General features: G+C 41.9%; 14 protein-coding genes and 5 tRNA genes. 4 read left to right on the top strand and 15 right to left on the bottom strand.

Features of this window, described 5'->3' with window-relative positions; translation table 11 throughout:
* Positions 1-264 precede the first annotated feature (264 nt).
* The 12 genes from GZH31_RS05260 to GZH31_RS05205 all read right to left on the bottom strand — a co-directional run bounded on the left by GZH31_RS05260 (position 265) and on the right by GZH31_RS05205 (position 10,038).
* Positions 265-438, bottom strand: a complete 174-nt coding sequence (locus GZH31_RS05260) for a hypothetical protein (protein ID WP_162898028.1) — start codon at positions 436-438, stop codon at positions 265-267.
* 31 nt (positions 439-469) lie between these two features.
* Positions 470-2,371: a peptidylprolyl isomerase gene (gene ppiD, locus GZH31_RS05255; RefSeq protein ID WP_180311447.1), complete on the bottom strand. Its 1,902-nt coding sequence runs from the start codon at positions 2,369-2,371 to the stop codon at positions 470-472.
* A gap of 159 nt (positions 2,372-2,530) precedes the next feature.
* A complete protein-coding gene (locus GZH31_RS05250; RefSeq protein ID WP_036971652.1) occupies positions 2,531-2,803 on the bottom strand; it encodes an HU family DNA-binding protein in 273 nt (90 codons plus the stop codon).
* 212 nt (positions 2,804-3,015) lie between these two features.
* Positions 3,016-5,376: an endopeptidase La gene (gene lon, locus GZH31_RS05245; protein WP_036969826.1), complete on the bottom strand. Its 2,361-nt coding sequence runs from the start codon at positions 5,374-5,376 to the stop codon at positions 3,016-3,018.
* Positions 5,377-5,519: 143 nt separating this feature from the next.
* A complete protein-coding gene (clpX, locus tag GZH31_RS05240) occupies positions 5,520-6,803 on the bottom strand; it encodes an ATP-dependent protease ATP-binding subunit ClpX (RefSeq protein ID WP_036969827.1) in 1,284 nt (427 codons plus the stop codon).
* Positions 6,804-6,938: 135 nt separating this feature from the next.
* Positions 6,939-7,556, bottom strand: coding sequence for an ATP-dependent Clp endopeptidase proteolytic subunit ClpP (gene clpP / locus GZH31_RS05235; protein ID WP_036969828.1), 618 nt, complete (start codon positions 7,554-7,556; stop codon positions 6,939-6,941).
* A gap of 274 nt (positions 7,557-7,830) precedes the next feature.
* A complete protein-coding gene (tig, locus tag GZH31_RS05230; protein ID WP_074988630.1) occupies positions 7,831-9,135 on the bottom strand; it encodes a trigger factor in 1,305 nt (434 codons plus the stop codon).
* A gap of 391 nt (positions 9,136-9,526) precedes the next feature.
* A tRNA-Pro gene (locus tag GZH31_RS05225) sits at positions 9,527-9,603 on the bottom strand.
* Positions 9,604-9,642: 39 nt separating this feature from the next.
* A tRNA-Pro gene (locus tag GZH31_RS05220) sits at positions 9,643-9,719 on the bottom strand.
* Positions 9,720-9,734: 15 nt separating this feature from the next.
* A tRNA-His gene (locus GZH31_RS05215) sits at positions 9,735-9,810 on the bottom strand.
* A gap of 23 nt (positions 9,811-9,833) precedes the next feature.
* Positions 9,834-9,910, bottom strand: a tRNA-Arg gene (locus GZH31_RS05210).
* A gap of 51 nt (positions 9,911-9,961) precedes the next feature.
* A tRNA-Pro gene (locus GZH31_RS05205) sits at positions 9,962-10,038 on the bottom strand.
* A gap of 340 nt (positions 10,039-10,378) precedes the next feature.
* Here GZH31_RS05205 and folD point away from each other — a divergent pair.
* Positions 10,379-11,233: a bifunctional methylenetetrahydrofolate dehydrogenase/methenyltetrahydrofolate cyclohydrolase FolD gene (folD, locus tag GZH31_RS05200; RefSeq protein ID WP_036969836.1), complete on the top strand. Its 855-nt coding sequence runs from the start codon at positions 10,379-10,381 to the stop codon at positions 11,231-11,233.
* Positions 11,234-11,296: 63 nt separating this feature from the next.
* Here the strand turns inward: folD and GZH31_RS05195 are convergent, their stop codons facing one another.
* Together GZH31_RS05195 and cysS are read right to left on the bottom strand one after the other, a co-directional pair.
* Entirely contained in the window at positions 11,297-12,166 is an 870-nt protein-coding gene (locus GZH31_RS05195; protein ID WP_036969839.1) for a DMT family transporter, read from the bottom strand.
* A gap of 140 nt (positions 12,167-12,306) precedes the next feature.
* Complete coding sequence (gene cysS / locus GZH31_RS05190; RefSeq protein ID WP_118844122.1) at positions 12,307-13,686, bottom strand: cysteine--tRNA ligase; 1,380 nt, start codon at positions 13,684-13,686, stop codon at positions 12,307-12,309.
* Positions 13,687-13,862: 176 nt separating this feature from the next.
* Here cysS and GZH31_RS05185 point away from each other — a divergent pair, with 176 nt between their 5' ends.
* From GZH31_RS05185 to GZH31_RS05175, 3 genes are read left to right on the top strand one after another with little or no spacing between them, the layout of a single operon-like run.
* Positions 13,863-14,354: a peptidylprolyl isomerase gene (locus GZH31_RS05185; RefSeq protein WP_036969841.1), complete on the top strand. Its 492-nt coding sequence runs from the start codon at positions 13,863-13,865 to the stop codon at positions 14,352-14,354.
* A 53-nt stretch (positions 14,355-14,407) separates the two neighbouring features.
* Positions 14,408-15,145 carry a UDP-2,3-diacylglucosamine diphosphatase gene (locus GZH31_RS05180; RefSeq protein ID WP_180311446.1) on the top strand — a complete coding sequence of 246 codons (738 nt, stop codon included), beginning with the start codon at positions 14,408-14,410 and terminating at the stop codon, positions 15,143-15,145.
* A gap of 49 nt (positions 15,146-15,194) precedes the next feature.
* Entirely contained in the window at positions 15,195-15,986 is a 792-nt protein-coding gene (locus tag GZH31_RS05175) for an ABC transporter substrate-binding protein (protein ID WP_180311445.1), read from the top strand.
* On the opposite strand, the gene miaE is transcribed toward GZH31_RS05175, so the two are convergent.
* Entirely contained in the window at positions 15,983-16,741 is a 759-nt protein-coding gene (gene miaE, locus GZH31_RS05170; RefSeq protein WP_036971653.1) for a tRNA isopentenyl-2-thiomethyl-A-37 hydroxylase MiaE, read from the bottom strand. The two genes, GZH31_RS05175 and miaE, sit on opposite strands and share 4 nt — an antisense overlap.
* Positions 16,742-16,874 lie beyond the last annotated feature (133 nt).

Below are 16,874 nucleotides of genomic sequence, written 5' to 3'. Positions count from 1 at the left end.
GCCTCCTGCACGATTTCAAATCGGGGTAGGAATGGCGTGAGCCATGAAGAAGTTGCTATTCAGCGTTAAAACGCCTCCTACACTCGGCACGATTCAAATCGAGGTAGGAATGGCGTGAGCCATGAAGAAGTTGCTATTCGGCGTTAAAACGCCTCCTACACTCGGCACGATTTCAAATCGAGGTAGGAATGGCTTTAGCCATGAATGCAGCATTCGCTAATGCACTTTGGTATAAAGAAAGCGCGCAATCTTGGCCCATCAAGGCTAAGTAACAGCACAAGCCTCATCTGAGCGACACTTCGACTCTATCACCGTGACTGGGGGTGTTGAAGTGACAATAAAATGAAGCGCTTCAGAGCCTTGATTACTTAATTGATGAACTTTGCCTGCGCTGAGATGTAAACCATTGGTATTTTTAAACGACAAAAAAGGCGCCATGAGGCGCCTCTTCATTTAACTAACTAATAGCTTACTCTGTAGGTTGAGCAGCTTTAGGTACTTTTACATCAGCTTGCGCTTTAAGTGCAGCAATAAATACCATATAGTTTTTATTTACTTGCGCCATCGTGATGTTTTGTTTTTGTTGCTCATTAATATCACTGCTTTGAGCTTCATTCACCGCTTTAAGCGCAACAATCGCAGAGTCACCATTATTTAAATCAACAACATCTGTCACGGGTGCACCTTGTGGGTGTGCCATTCTAAATGCCTGTTGAACAATAGCGGGTGAAACGGTGTACGCTTGACGTGCTAACGCCGCTTCTTGGCGAACTTCTAAGCCTTCAGCTGCCGCAATATCACTTAAGCTTTTACCTGCTTCAATATCTGCATACAGAGTACGTGCTTTATCTTTAGCAAGTTCAGATGCTTTCTGCGCAACTAACGTCGCTTTGATTTGCTCTGAAACATCTGCAAGTGGCTTCGTCGTTGCTGGTTTGTGATCATTCACTCGAACAACAACAGCATGCTCATCACCCACTTCAATCACTTCTGAGTTCATGCGATCTTCTAACACTTCTGGAGAGAAAATTGCCGCAATAACTTGTGGGTTATTAAGTGGCTCTGGTAATGCGTTACGCGTTACTAGCTCTGTTTTTTGAACTTCAACACCTGCCGCTTCTGCTGCATCGTTTAATGTGTCAGAGATTTCAAACGCTAATTCACCCATTTCTGTTTGCTTCTCATAGAAAGCATTCACTTTCTTAGAACGCTCCAGCTCAGCACTTAACTCGCCTTTTACGTCAGCATAAGGTTTTACTTGCTGTGTTTGAATATCTGTCAGTTTGATGATGTGATAACCAAACTCAGATTCTACAACATCAGAAATGTCACCTTCGTTTGCAAGTGCATATGTTGCCTCTTCAAACGCAGGGTCCATCATGTCGCGTTCTATCCAATCAAGATCACCGCCCATCTCAGCACTCACGACATCGTCTGATGACGACTCAGCAAGCTGCGCAAAGTCTGCACCATTTTTAAGTTGTGCAAGTAACTCTTCTGCTTTCGCTTTTGCAGCATCATCGTCTTCACTATTATCAATTAAGATATGTGAAACACGGCGTTTTTCTGGCTCAATATATTGCGCGCTATTTTGATCGTAATACGCTTTTACATCTTCTTCTGACACGCTTGAATCTAGGCTCAGATTCGCCGCATTTAAATCAATGTAGCTCACTGATACTTGCTCAGGTGCTAAAAACTGCGGTTGATTTAGGTCATAGTAATCAGCAATTTCTTGTTCGCTTACTTCAACGCCTTCTTGTAACGACTCTTTAGTAACAACAAGGTAATCGATACTGCGCGTTTGTTGTTGAAGTGCAACACTGTTGTTTAATTCGTTTTCTAATACGAAATCAGTTCCTGCAACAGCACCCACAAGTTGGCTACGCGTCATATCTTCACGTAGATACTCTCTAAAAGTATCTGGTTGAAAGTTCATTTGACGAAGTACTTGTAGATAGCGGTCGTTATTAAACTGGCCACCCACTTGGAAGTAAGGCATTTCTAAAATAGCTTTACGAACACTTTCGTCACTAACACGAAGACCTAATTCTGCCGCTAGTTGAGTTTGCAATTCTTGTTGTACTAAACGGTCAATTACGCCTTGGCGGATTTGTGCCATGTAATTTGGATCGGCTGCGATTTGCGCAAAATATTCACCAAATTGTTGCTCTAAACGATTACGCTCATTTTGATAAGCACGGCTGAATTCGGTTTGGCTAATTTTAACTCCATTTACTTCTGCAACGGGTTGCTCTGTGGTTTGTCCTAAATAACCACCGATCCCAGCTAAAGCAAAAGATAAAATCACCGCGCCTAAAATAATTTTGGCTGCAGGTCCCTGCGAACCTTCTCTGATTTTCTCAAGCATTTATCTATCTCTATTCTGATCAGGTACAAATTAACCCTGCTCATGTAAAAAAAGCGTATCTTACCAGATACGCTTTTTCACTTGAAGTAACTGGTGCTAAGTTACCTAATTCAATTTAAGTGTGATTAGGTATCTCTCACCTTACTAATCTTTTATTGATTAGTTTACTGCGTCTTTCAGCGCTTTACCTGCTTTGAAAGAAGGAATGTTTGCTGCTGCAATCTGGATAGCTTCACCAGTTTGTGGGTTACGACCTGAACGCGCTGCACGCTCACGTACTGAGAAAGTACCAAAGCCAACTAGCGCCACTGAATCGCCATCTTTAAGAGCGCCTGAAACAGCCTCGATGAATGAATCTAGTGCACGACCAGCAGCCGCTTTAGAAATGTCAGCATCAGCTGCGATTTGATCGATTAATTGAGATTTATTCACAATATCATCCTCTTTCATTGTTATTATCAAGAGCGATTGTTTTTTTAATTAACATCACTGTTTTGAAAATTTATGAGCAAGTTAAGTTTATGCTCAGGTTATTATATTTTTCTCAACCCTAGGCCACATAAGGCCTAGGCTTGAAAACTAGTGCTTAACTTATCATACCCTTTGTATTTGAAAAGCCCCTAAAAGCACTTTTTTGCTGTTTTTTACTGGTTTTTTTCAGTTTCGACTGAAAAACTCTCTACTGGGTGCTTCAAAGCTATCTTTAAAACGTCATCAATCCATGTAACTGGGTGAATTTCAAGACCCTCTAAAACGTTATCAGGGATCTCTTTTAAGTCACGTTCGTTAATTTTTGGAATAATAACGGTTTTAATACCGCCACGGTGGGCAGCTAAAAGTTTCTCTTTTAAGCCACCAATTGGAAGTACTTCACCACGTAAAGTGATTTCACCCGTCATGGCAACATCAGAACGTACCGGGTTACCCGTTAAGCTCGATACTAAACCTGTCACCATGGCAATACCCGCACTTGGGCCATCTTTGGGTGTTGCACCTTCAGGCACGTGGACATGTATGTCACGTTTTTCGTAAAAGTCACTATTGATACGCAATTTATCCGCGCGATTACGCACCACAGTCATTGCTGCTTGAATTGACTCTTGCATCACATCGCCCAGCGATCCCGTGTACGTTAGTTTGCCTTTACCAGGCACTGCGGCTGACTCAATCGTTAATAAGTCACCGCCTACTTCAGTCCACGCTAAACCCGTTACTTGGCCTATACGATCACCATCTTCTGCTTTACCGTAATCAAAGCGCTGCACACCTAGGAATTCTTCTAGGTTGTCTTCGTCAATGGTGACTTTCTTAATGTCTTTATTAAGCAAAATATTTTTCACTGCTTTACGACACAGCTTAGACACTTCACGTTCAAGATTACGCACACCAGCTTCGCGGGTGTAGTAGCGAATAATACCAATGATGGCGCTATCTTCAATCTCAACTTCGCTATCTTTAAGACCATTACGCTTAACTTGCTTTGGAATTAAATGCTGCTTGGCAATATTTAGCTTCTCATCTTCGGTGTAGCCCGATAAACGAATTACTTCCATACGGTCTAATAATGGACCCGGAATATTAAAGCTATTTGATGTAGCAACAAACATTACATCAGATAAATCGTAATCGACTTCTAAATAGTGATCAGCAAAATGGCTGTTTTGTTCTGGGTCTAATACCTCAAGCAATGCTGAAGCTGGGTCACCACGCATATCAGAAGACATCTTGTCGATTTCGTCTAATAAGAACAGTGGGTTTTTAACCCCAACTTTGGTCATGTTCTGAATCAACTTACCTGGCATTGAACCAATGTAAGTACGACGATGACCACGTATTTCAGCTTCATCGCGTACGCCACCTAAAGCCATACGAACATATTTACGACCCGTAGAGCGCGCAATAGACTGCCCTAGTGATGTTTTACCCACACCCGGTGGACCCACTAGGCACAAAATTGGGCCTTTTAATTTATTAGTACGCTGTTGGACTGCAAGATACTCAATAATACGTTCTTTGACTTTGTCTAAACCGTAATGGTCGGTATCAAGAATTTTTTGCGCACCCGCTAAGTCTTTTTTCACTTTAGAGCGTTTTTTCCATGGCACATTGATAAGCGTATCAATATATGAACGAACCACGGTGGCTTCTGCCGACATAGGCGACATCATTTTCAGCTTCGCAAGTTCAGCACTTGCTTTCTCTTGCGCTTCTTTTGGCATGCCCGATTCTTCGATACGCTTTTTAATTGCTTCGAATTCATCTGGTACATCATCCAGCTCGCCAAGCTCTTTTTGAATCGCTTTCATTTGCTCGTTGAGGTAGTACTCACGCTGCGATTTTTCCATCTGCTTTTTAACGCGAGTACGAATTTTCTTCTCAACTTGCAGTAAGTCTATCTCACCTTCCATCAAGGCCATTAAGTACTCAAGACGTTCTGTTACATTAGAAATCTCAAGTACTTTTTGTTTTTCTGGCACTTTAAGTGGCATATGCGCTGCCATTGTATCCGCTAAACGTGCAGCCTCATCGATTCCCGACACAGAAGTAAGTACTTCAGGTGGGATTTTCTTATTGAGTTTCACATAGCCTTCAAATTGGCTAATAGCGCTACGAATAAAGATATCTTGTTCTTGCTCATCAATGTGGCTTGATTCAATGAACTGCGCCTCAGCAACGAAGAAATCATCGTTATCTAAAAACGTTTCGACGCTCGCACGCTGCGTGCCTTCTACAAGCACTTTAACGGTGCCATCAGGTAGCTTTAATAACTGAAGTACTGTGGCTATGGTACCAACACGGTAGATATCATCTTGTTGCGGATCATCAACAGAGGCGTCTTTTTGCGCCACTAGGAAAATTTGTTTGTCTTTGTCCATCGCCGCTTCTAAGCATTTTATTGATTTTTCACGACCAACAAATAGCGGGATCACCATGTGCGGGTATACCACTACATCGCGCAGTGCCAACACGGGGATTTCAACTCGATCTGTTCTCTCAAGCGTCATTATATTCTCTTCGCACTTCATTTATTTTAAAGATTACTCAAGTATATGGGGATATGTAAGGGAAAGTTCAACATATTTATAAAAAAAGGAGCCATTGGCTCCTTTTTTATGTTTAACCGCTTAAATTTTGAACTATTTCAAATTTATTCAGATGCCGCTTTGTCTTGATTACCACTTTGGTAAATCAAAATTGGGTCTGACTCACCTTTAATAACCGTTTCGTCAATTACCACTTTGCTTACATCATCCATCGAAGGAAGTTCATACATGGTATCAAGTAATACACCTTCTACGATTGAACGTAAGCCACGTGCACCTGTTTTACGCTCCATTGCTTTGTGCGCAATCGCTGATAAAGCATCTTCACGGAACTCAAGCTCAACGTCTTCCATTGCGAACAATGCAGAGAACTGTTTAGTTAAAGCATTTTTAGGTTCACTTAGAATTTGAATCAGTGCGGCTTCATCCAGCTCTGTTAACGTTGCAACAACCGGTAGACGACCAATGAACTCAGGAATTAAACCGTACTTCACCAGATCTTCAGGCTCAACATCTTTAAATGTCTCACTTAAGCTGCGGCTGCCAGATGATTGTTTAACTTCAGCACCAAAGCCAATACCCGTATTTTTGTGACTACGCTGCTCAATCACTTTATCTAGGCCTGCGAATGCACCCCCACAGATAAATAAGATTTTCGACGTATCAACTTGTAAAAACTCTTGCTGCGGATGCTTACGACCGCCTTGCGGTGGTACAGAGGCAACCGTGCCTTCAATCAGTTTTAAAAGTGCTTGTTGTACACCTTCGCCTGATACATCGCGGGTGATTGACGGGTTGTCTGATTTACGAGAAATCTTGTCAATTTCATCAATATAAACAATACCACGTTGCGCTTTTTCGACGTCGTAATCACATTTTTGCAGTAATTTTTGAATAATATTTTCGACGTCTTCACCCACATAACCGGCTTCGGTTAGTGTTGTGGCATCAGCCATAGTGAATGGCACATCAAGTAAACGAGCCATCGTTTCTGCAAGTAATGTTTTACCACTACCTGTAGGACCAATTAACAAGATATTACTTTTACCAAGTTCAATATCAGCGTTGATGGTTTGATTACGAAGACGTTTATAATGATTGTATACCGCAACCGACAGTACTTTTTTCGCGTGGTCTTGGCCAATCACATAATCATCTAAGTGATTACGAATTTCTTTCGGCACAGGCAGTTTATCAGACGCGCTATGTTTCGGCGCAATGTCTTTGATCTCTTCCCTGATTATATCGTTACACAGCTCAACACATTCATCACAAATGTATACTGAAGGGCCTGCAATTAATTTGCGAACTTCATGCTGGCTTTTGCCACAAAAAGAGCAGTATAACAATTTATTACTTTTGTCGCCGTCTGTAGGAGTGTCAGACATTCAGCTACCTCATTTTTTACGTTGGCAGCAGCACGCAACTGCTGCTAATTCACTATGGTTAACTATATCAAAGAATATAAGTTTTCGCATAGTAAAGGGTGATAGCTAATAATACGATATCATTAGCTATTCAGATTACTTTGTTTCGCGACTAGAAAATACTGAATCAACGAGACCGTATTCAACCGCTTCGCTTGCACTCATAAAGTTGTCACGGTCGGTATCGCGCGATACCACGTCTAACGGCTGACCCGTATGCTCAGCCATCAAGCGATTTAGTTTATCTTTAATTGATAAAATTTCACGGGCATGAATTTCAAAATCAGACGCCTGCCCTTGGAAACCACCAAGTGGTTGGTGAATCATCACACGCGAGTTAGGTAAACAAAAACGTTTGCCTTTAGCGCCACCTGATAGCAAGAAGGCTCCCATGCTCGCCGCTTGGCCAACACAAATAGTACTGACATCAGGCTTAATGAAATTCATTGTATCGTAAATCGCCATGCCTGCAGTGACCGAGCCACCTGGCGAGTTGATATAAAGATAAATATCTTTTTCTGGATTTTCTGACTCTAAAAACAGCATTTGCGCAAGAATCAAGTTTGCCATGTTATCTTCAACTTGGCCTGTTAAGAAAATAATGCGCTCTTTTAAAAGACGTGAGTAAATATCATATGAGCGCTCACCCTTTGCTGTTTGCTCAACAACCATAGGGACTAATGCGTTTAGAGGGTCTATCATACCGCTGTTCATTCTTATTTAATTCCTTATCCGCTGCGACTCATCCTTACTATAAGGAAAGCACATTTATACTAATGTTAATTTACGCGTATTTTCAATCTATTTAAGTATATGCGAACACAAAGATGTATTTTCAATCCTTTATGTTTAATGTTGCGCATTAACATAAGTATTGTTGGTTTTGGTGAAACTGGCCACCACAAACTAAAATGGCCCGAGTACGCTGTATAAATACAGTGTAACACGAGCCATTTAATCGCTAGCGAGAGCTTAAGTCAATGACTTATTAAGCACCTTGCTGTGGATTCATGATGTCGTCGAATGCTTTTTCAACGTCAGTCACGTTTGCTTTAGCTAGGATAGCTTCAACTGCTTGCTCTTCCATCGCTACGTTGCGCATTTGCTGCATTAGTTGATCATTTGCTTTGTAGTATTCTACTACTTCAGTTGGATCTTCGTATGCAGAAGCCACTGTTGCAATTAACTCTTCAACTTTTGCGTCATCAACTTTAAGCTCGTTCGCTTTAATCACTTCACCTAGTAATAGGCCAGTTTTAACGCGAGTTACAGCTTGCTCATGGAATAACTCAGCTGGAAGCTCAGGCATGTTTTGAGCGTTGCCGCCAAAACGTTGTGCCGCTTGTTGACGTAGAGCATCAATTTCTTGATCCACTAGTGCTTTTGGCACGTCGATTTCGTTGTTCGCTAAAAGACCTTTGATAGCTTGGTCTTTCACGTTAGCTTTAACCGCTTGGTCAAGCTCACGTGACATGTTTTTCTTAACTTCTTCTTTCAGTGCATCAACGCCGCCTTCAGCAACACCGAATTTAGTTGCGAACTCTTCGTTAAGCTCAGGAAGCTCTTGAGTTTCAACTTTCTTCACAGTAATAGTGAAAGAAGCCGCTTTACCTTTTAGGTTTTCAGCGTGATATTCTTCAGGGAATGTTACTTCAGCAACAACTTCTTCGCCCGCTTTTTTGCCAACGATGTTGTCTTCGAAACCTGGGATCATACGACCTTGACCAAGTTCTAGAGGGAAGTCTTCAGCTTTACCGCCTTCAAACTCTTCACCATCGATAGAACCAACGAAGTCGATAGTTACACGATCTTTTTCACCCGCAGCAGCGTCAACTTCAGTCCACGATGCGTGTTGCTTACGTAACGTTTCTAGCATGTTAGCTAGGTCTTCGTCAGTAACAGAAACAGCTGGTTTTTCAACGTTAATTTTATCTAGACCTTGAATTTCAACTTCAGGGTACACTTCAAACGTTGCATCGAATTCTAAATCTTTACCTGCTTCTAACGCTTTTGGTGCGAAAGTTGGTGCACCCGCTGGGTTGATTTTTTCAGAAACGATTGCTTCGATGTAGTTGCGTTGCATTAATTCGCCCGCAACTTCTTGACGTACTGCAGCACCGTAACGTTTGTTGATGATAGACGCTGGAACTTTACCAGGACGGAAACCATCGATACGCTGGGTTTTAGACAGTTGTTGTAAGCGTTTTTTTACTTCAGTCTCAACGTTCTCTGCAGGAACGGTGATGGTCAGACGGCGCTCAAGGCCTTGAGTCGTCTCAACAGAAACTTGCATGATTTACCTCAATCTTCAATTTTGGCGACTGTTCGCCTTCCTTACAAACAAGGTGATCTCCATGAGTGATAGCAAGTTTTAACGCTGAAAAATTCAACTTAAAACGGCGCATTGTAACCATGAGATACCATTGCTGCTCTGCCCCTATGGGCACTATGTTAAACAATAGACGCGGCATTATAACCTAATATTTTTGATAGTCGAGTCTAGGGGGCAATTATTTGGTCTATATAGCGGCAATCTGCGTTTAAACGAACAAAAAACGAACGTAAAATTATCAGCAAAGTAAGGTGATTAATTAAATCAGAATGTTTAAAAAGGGAATGACTAAGCGGTATTAATTTAGCGCATGAAACGCTCAGATTACCAAGATGAATATACTAGTAGAAAGTGGTCGGCGATGCAGGATTTGAACCTGCGACCCCTTGGACCCAAACCAAGTGCGCTACCAAACTGCGCTAATCGCCGATATAAAGAAAAGTTTTGAAAATACAACCACAGTGAAAGTGGTCGGCGATGCAGGATTTGAACCTGCGACCCCTTGGACCCAAACCAAGTGCGCTACCAAACTGCGCTAATCGCCGATACTGTGTGTAAATTGGGGTGACTGATGGGGCTCGAACCCACGACAACCGGAATCACAATCCGGGGCTCTACCAACTGAGCTACAATCACCACGGCATTTACATATTTTCAAATGGCGCACCCGGAAGGATTCGAACCTTCGACCAACGCCTTAGAAGGGCGTTGCTCTATCCAGCTGAGCTACGGGCGCATCGAAAACTTCAAAAGTTTGCCTGTAAGCAACCGCTTCTTGAAGAAGAAGTGGTCGGCGATGCAGGATTTGAACCTGCGACCCCTTGGACCCAAACCAAGTGCGCTACCAAACTGCGCTAATCGCCGATGCTTACTATTGTTTGCGAGTGACCTCGTTAACAACGGGGTGCATAATAGTGATTTGGCCGAGTCAGGTCAAACATTTTTTTAAGAAAATAATTCAATCGGTCACTTTTAGTTCATAATGGTTAAATATTGCAAATATAAGCTAAAATTTGAACTCTTTTTTATAAATAGACGCTTTATATCATATTGCATCTTGGCGCTATGCAGCTTTTCTGCGAAAATACGCAGCATAATAAAATATGATCAAACAAACGTGTTTGTTATATCCATGCCCCTTATTCGGATGATCATATTTTGATGTATCAGTATCAAGTTAACTAACCCCAATGAAAGGTCACCCATGACGGCAAACATCATCGATGGTAAGGCAATAGCTAAACAAGTACGCAGTAATGTGGCAGAACGAGTTGCAGCGCGTGTTGCAAACGGTTTACGTGCTCCAGGACTCGCAGTCGTGTTAGTTGGTCAAGATCCAGCAAGCCAAGTATATGTAGGTTCAAAACGCAAAGCCTGTGAAGAAGTCGGCTTTGTTTCTAAATCTTACGATTTACCTGGCGACACGACAGAGCAAGACTTACTCGCATTAATTGATCAACTTAATGAAGACAAAGAAGTAGACGGCATTTTAGTTCAACTTCCTTTGCCGCAAGGTCTTGATGCAGAGAAGATTCTTGAACGTATTACCCCTCATAAAGATGTTGATGGTTTCCATCCTTATAACATTGGCCGTTTAGCACAGCGTATGCCAGCACTTCGCCCCTGTACACCTAAAGGGATTATTACCCTACTCGACTCTACGGGTGTGCGTTATAAAGGCATGCATGCGGTTGTGGTTGGTGCATCGAACATTGTTGGTCGTCCTATGTCACTTGAGTTACTGCTTGCCGGTTGTACAACAACGGTGTGTCATAAATTCACGCAGGATTTAGAAACTCATGTGCGTCGTGCAGACTTATTGGTGGTGGCTGTAGGTAAACCCGAATTTATTCCTGGTGACTGGGTTAAAGAAGGCGCTATCGTCATTGATGTAGGTATTAACCGCCTTGAATCTGGCAAACTTGTGGGTGATGTTCAATATGATATTGCCGAACAAAAAGCGCACTTCATCACGCCTGTGCCAGGTGGTGTCGGCCCGATGACTGTTGCAAGCCTCATTGAGAACACCCTTGAAGCATGTGAAAAATATCACAGCTAATAATGATTGATTGTAAAAAGGGTTGCCACATGGCAACCCTTTTTTATTGTGAAACGAATACGTTTACACGCGTTTAAGTTTTAGCATTTGCGGCAACACCGAAAAAATAATCATCGTAAACATAATCAGATACTGCCATGGTTGGTATTGCTCATTTAATAAAATAATTGCACAGATGATCCCTGCAATTGGATTCGCAATCGTGCCAAACGAAAATTCAGCCACACTCATACGCCCAAGTAACCATACATATAAAATATAGGCAATCGCTGTATTGGGCACAATAAGCCAAAATAATGCACTGTATTGTAGCGTTGAAATAGGCTCAAAAACGCTGTGGTAATTTGTTGGATTAATGAAGCTGCCGTCTATAACCGCAGCGAGTAATAAAATAGTACCGCCAATAATTAACTGCCATGTAAGCACCACCCACCAATGAATACTGACTGATAAGGTTTGTACAAGGGTACTGCCAATCACAATCGTCAGTAATGCCCCCAATAAAGCACCGACACCCAGTGCATTTAAAGCGACATAAGCGGGGTCGAACAATAACCATGCAAGCACGACTAATACGGCTGCACTAATAGCTTGAGGCTTTGCGGGTCGCTGTCCTTTTGCTATCCATGCATATAAAAGTGCGACCACGGGGACCGACACCATGCCAACACCAGCAATTGCTGCAGGAAGATTAATCGCCATAATAAAGATAAACGCAAAAAACAGGGCGATGTTTATGGCGCCTAAAACGAGTAAGCTGGGCCATTGACGCGCGCGAGGAAAGCTTGGTTTTATTAATAATAAAAGTAACCCTGCGGGTAATGCGCGTAACGCACCTAATAATAACGGCGGCCAATCAGGGGTCGCATATTTTGTCACCGCATAAGTTGTACCCCATAAAAAAGCGGGGATCATGGCAAGAAAAATATTCAATGTAAGTCCTTGTAAATGCACAATAGCGATAGAATAAAACCTCAACCTTTATTGAGGTCAATACTTAAAAATAAAAAACTAAAAACAAAAAAGGCTGCCAATATGGCAACCTTTTGTCGGTTTCAATTTTAGCTTAGTGTTTACGCTTTACGCCACGTTGTTTTTCCAGCAGAGTCTTCAAGCACCACACCTAACGCATTTAGCGCATCACGTGCTTCATCAGCAGCGGCCCAATCTTTGTTAGCGCGGGCTTCATTACGTTGCATGATTAAGGCCTCAATCTGTGCTACTTCGTCATCGTCTTGACCGCCTTGCAGGAAAGCTTCTGGGTCTTGCTGCGCAACACCTAATACTTCGGCAATACTACGAAGCACAAAAGCTAATTTTCCAGCTTGCTCTGCATCGCTGTCTTTCACACGGTTAAGCTCTTTTGCTAATTCAAATAACACAGGTAATGCTTCAGGTGTATTGAAGTCATCGTCCATTGCTTTTCTGAATTTTGTAACGTATTCATTGTCGGCTAATTCACACTCAACAGGTGTTACACCGCGTAATGCCGTGTAAATGCGCTCTAATGAAGAGCGTGCTTGCTCAAGGTTCTCTTGCGAGTAATTAAGTTGGCTGCGGTAATGACCCGAAATTAAGAAATAACGAACCGACTCAGCATCGTACTCTGTTAGTACGTCACGTACGGTAAAGAAGTTGTTCAATGACTTAGACATCTTCTCTTTATTTACCTGCACCATGCCTGTGTGGATCCAGGTATTTACGTACTTACCGTTGTTTGCACAGCATGATTGAGCAATTTCGTTTTCGTGGTGAGGGAACTGTAAATCTGATCCTCCCCCATGAATATCAAAATGCTCACCTAAATGTTTAGAGCTCATTGCCGAACACTCAATATGCCAACCAGGACGACCCTCACCCCATGGCGATGACCACGAAGGCTCACCTGGCTTGGCTCTTTTCCAAAGTACGAAATCAAGCGGATCTTGCTTATCTTGCGCAACTTCAACACGCGAACCCGCTTGCAACATAGTTAAGTCTTGCTGTGAAAGTGCGCCGTATTGCTCAAATGTTGATACATCAAACAATACATCGCCGTCAGCTGCTACGTAAGCATGACCTTTCGCTATTAAACACTCAACCATGGCGATGATTTCATCCATGTGGTTGGTTACCGTTGGCTCAACATCAGGACGAAGCATGTTTAAACTATCAAAGTCTTCGTGCATCGCTTTAGTCATACGGACTGTTAAGTCATTTATAGACTCACCGTTTTCATGAGCACGCTTGATTATTTTGTCATCAACGTCCGTAATATTGCGGACATATTTTAAGTCGTAACCAATATGGCGCAGGTAACGGACAATAACGTCGAAGCCAACAAAAGTACGCGCATGTCCAATGTGACAGTAATCATAAATAGTGATACCACACACATACATGTCGATTTTGCCATCAACAAGGGGTTTAAACTGTTCTTTTTGTCGTGTAAGTGTGTTGTAAATTTGTACCATTTATAAAATGTCCTTAACGGTGTTTCGAGATTCTCTATGGTAACACTTGCAAAGCCACTGCTCTAGCGCTTTATCAATTGAACAAGCACTTTGTTAATCTTCTCAACAAGCACTTTGTTAATCTTAGCTAAGTGCTATAAAATAACGGCATTATTAAACCAGATATAGGAAACCTCATGGTTGTTCTACACACAAACTTTGGTGATATCACCATCAAAATGCACGAAAGCGATGCACCAAACACTGTTAAAAACTTTTTAGAGTATGCAAACGCAGGCTTTTACAACGGCACTATTTTCCACCGTGTAATTGATGGTTTCATGGTTCAAGGCGGTGGTTTTGAGCCAGGAATGGTTCAAAAAGAAGTTAATAACCCTATTCAAAATGAAGCAAACAATGGCCTAGCAAACAAAGTTGGTACATTAGCTATGGCACGTACGCCTGATCCACATTCAGCGACTGCACAGTTCTTTATTAACGTGAACGACAATGATTTCTTAAACTTCAGCAGCGAAACTTCACAAGGCTGGGGCTATTGTGTGTTTGCAGAAGTAGTTGAAGGTATGGACATCGTAAACAAAATCAAAGGTGTTGCGACTGGCAGCGCAGGCTTCCACCAAGACGTACCACTTGAAGATGTAATTATCGAAAAAGTAACTGTTAGCTAAGCTAACGGTGAGTCTTTATAAGCGGGCTTAAGCCCGCTTTTTTGCGAGTGACTATGAAACAGAGCTATTTTATTGCCGACCTCCATTTAACAGAAAACCGCCCTGATATCACCACGGCATTTTTTGATTTTCTTGATGACAAGATTATTAATGATGACGTAGATGCGTTATATATTCTGGGTGATTTTTTTGAAGTTTGGGTTGGTGATGACTATCAAACGACACTTTCAGAACGTGTGGCTGCACACTTAAGACAAGCAGCTGAAAGTGGTACTGAGCTTTTTTTCATACACGGCAATCGAGACTTTATTATGCGTGACGGCTATGCCAACAGCGCCAATATGACGTTGCTGCCTGAACAGGTTGTTATTGATTTATATGGCACGCCGACGGTGCTACTGCATGGCGATGAAATGTGTACTCAAGATATTGAATATCAAAAGTTTCGTAAAAAAAGTCGTGGTTGGTGGTGGCCTAAGCTCATGTTAGCAATGCCACTATGGTACAGAAAGAAAATTGCCCGTAACGCCCGCGAAAAGTCAAAACAAAGCCAAGCAGGTAAAGCACTCGAAATTCTTGATGTAACCGAAGAAGCTGTTCTTGCCATGTTCAAAAAGCACCACGTTGCCAATATGATCCACGGTCATACACACCGCCCAAATGTTCATCATTACACTGTTAATGGTAAAACGTTAATTCGTACTGTGTTAGGTGACTGGTATGAACAAGGCTCATATTTAAGAGTAACCCCCAACAATCAAGAACTCGTCCACACCCCCTTTAAATCGTAAGAATTTTAGCTATGCTTGAACAGAGTCTCCGTTTAAAGCGTGCCGTTTTATGATTACACGATTAACATGCCTGTGCTGCTTACTAGTTTGCTTTACACTCAATAGCCAAACTTGGCGGTTAGTCACAGAGCCTTTCCCACCTTTTCTAATCGATAATAGTGAAAAACCGGGTTGGGTTCATGAGGTGGTTATTGCCGCTTTAAAAAGTCAAAATAAAAAAGCCGTCATTGAATATACACAGTGGGCTCGGGCACTTAAATTAGCCAAACGACATAAGCACATTGCTGTTCTAGGTGCTTTTTACTCAGAAGAGCGAGCCAAAGTATTTTATTATTCAAAACCTCTCGGCTTTGCCAATGTTGTCTTGTTTAAGCGCCAAGATGCCGTAATTCGATACGATGGCTCTCTCGAATCTCTCCTGCCTTACACGATAAGTAAAGGAGAAGATTATGTAAGTAGTGAAGAATTTACGAACAACACAACATTAGGTATTACAACCACACGTGATTTAGTTGAAAGCCTTTACTTGCTTCAGCAAGAGCGGATTGACCTCGTAGCAGGTACGAAAGAAGTGGCTGAATACTGGCTCGCACATAATAGTAAATTACAAAACAGCGATGTGGTTATTACCGCGTTAAAACCCAATATTGCGACTCATCAACTTTATATCATTTCAGCTAAAAGCCATCCTCAATCAATTGAATTTCAAAACGAATTAGAAAAAGGCTTGGTCGAAATAATTAACAATGGCCAAGCAGAAATAATCCTTAATCGTTATCATCTAAGTGACAAAGAAAAACAAGCCTTCTACTCACCATTTATTCGCACTGAGATGCCTTAAGCAGGCACCCCACTGTGAAATTTAAAATCGTCATCAGGCGTTGAAATTAACTCAGCTTCAATGTGCGCAAAAAATTCGACACGCTCGCTGATATCGAACTCACTGATCTCTTGCGCAAGTGTTAAATAGTCTTGGTAATGACGCGCTTCTGAGCGCAGCAATGAAATATAAAAATCACCTAAGCGTTTATCAACATGCGGCGCTAATTTGGCAAAACGTTCACACGAGCGTGCTTCAATGTAGGCACCAATAATTAACTTATCAACTAAGGCATCTGGCTCGTAAGTTTTTACGTGGCGCAGCATCCCTTTGGCATAACGACATGGGGTAATACTTTTATACTCAATGCCATATTCATCCATAATCTCAAGCACTTGATAAAAATGATGCAGCTCTTCTTTAATAAGCATGACCATTTTATCAATGAGATCTTGCCCATAAGGTGAATCCGACTTTGGGATCATCGACTTAGTCAGCTTGTTTTTATCTGCAAGCTCACGCCAATCGCCGTCGCGCTTATAAATAAGTGTTTCAAAGGGCTTTAACCACTCAAGTAACGCATCCGCACTTTCTTTATCAACCGCATACTTACGAATTAAAAACATCGCACTCTGTGCCGCTTTTAATTCACAAATTAAGTGATCGATTAATACGATATCTAAGTTTTCTTTTTTGGTTGCCGCAACAATCCACTCATCGGGTGTTTCGCATTGCAAAAATGACTGTATCGGGGCTAATAATGCAGAGTAAGGCACTGATTCTATTCTCATCGTCAAACAAGCGTGCATTTTACCACATAAATATCGTTTCACTCCATGACCCAAATCAGGGCAAAAGTAATTTCTTATATGCACTAAAGAGTTACATCTTAACTGAGTATTCGATTAT

This window comes from Pseudoalteromonas sp. JSTW (assembly GCF_013423925.1).
Lineage (GTDB): Bacteria > Pseudomonadota > Gammaproteobacteria > Enterobacterales > Alteromonadaceae > Pseudoalteromonas > Pseudoalteromonas lipolytica.
The sequence above is the reverse complement of the archived record's forward strand: the minus strand, read 5'-3'. Positions and strand labels throughout refer to the sequence as shown.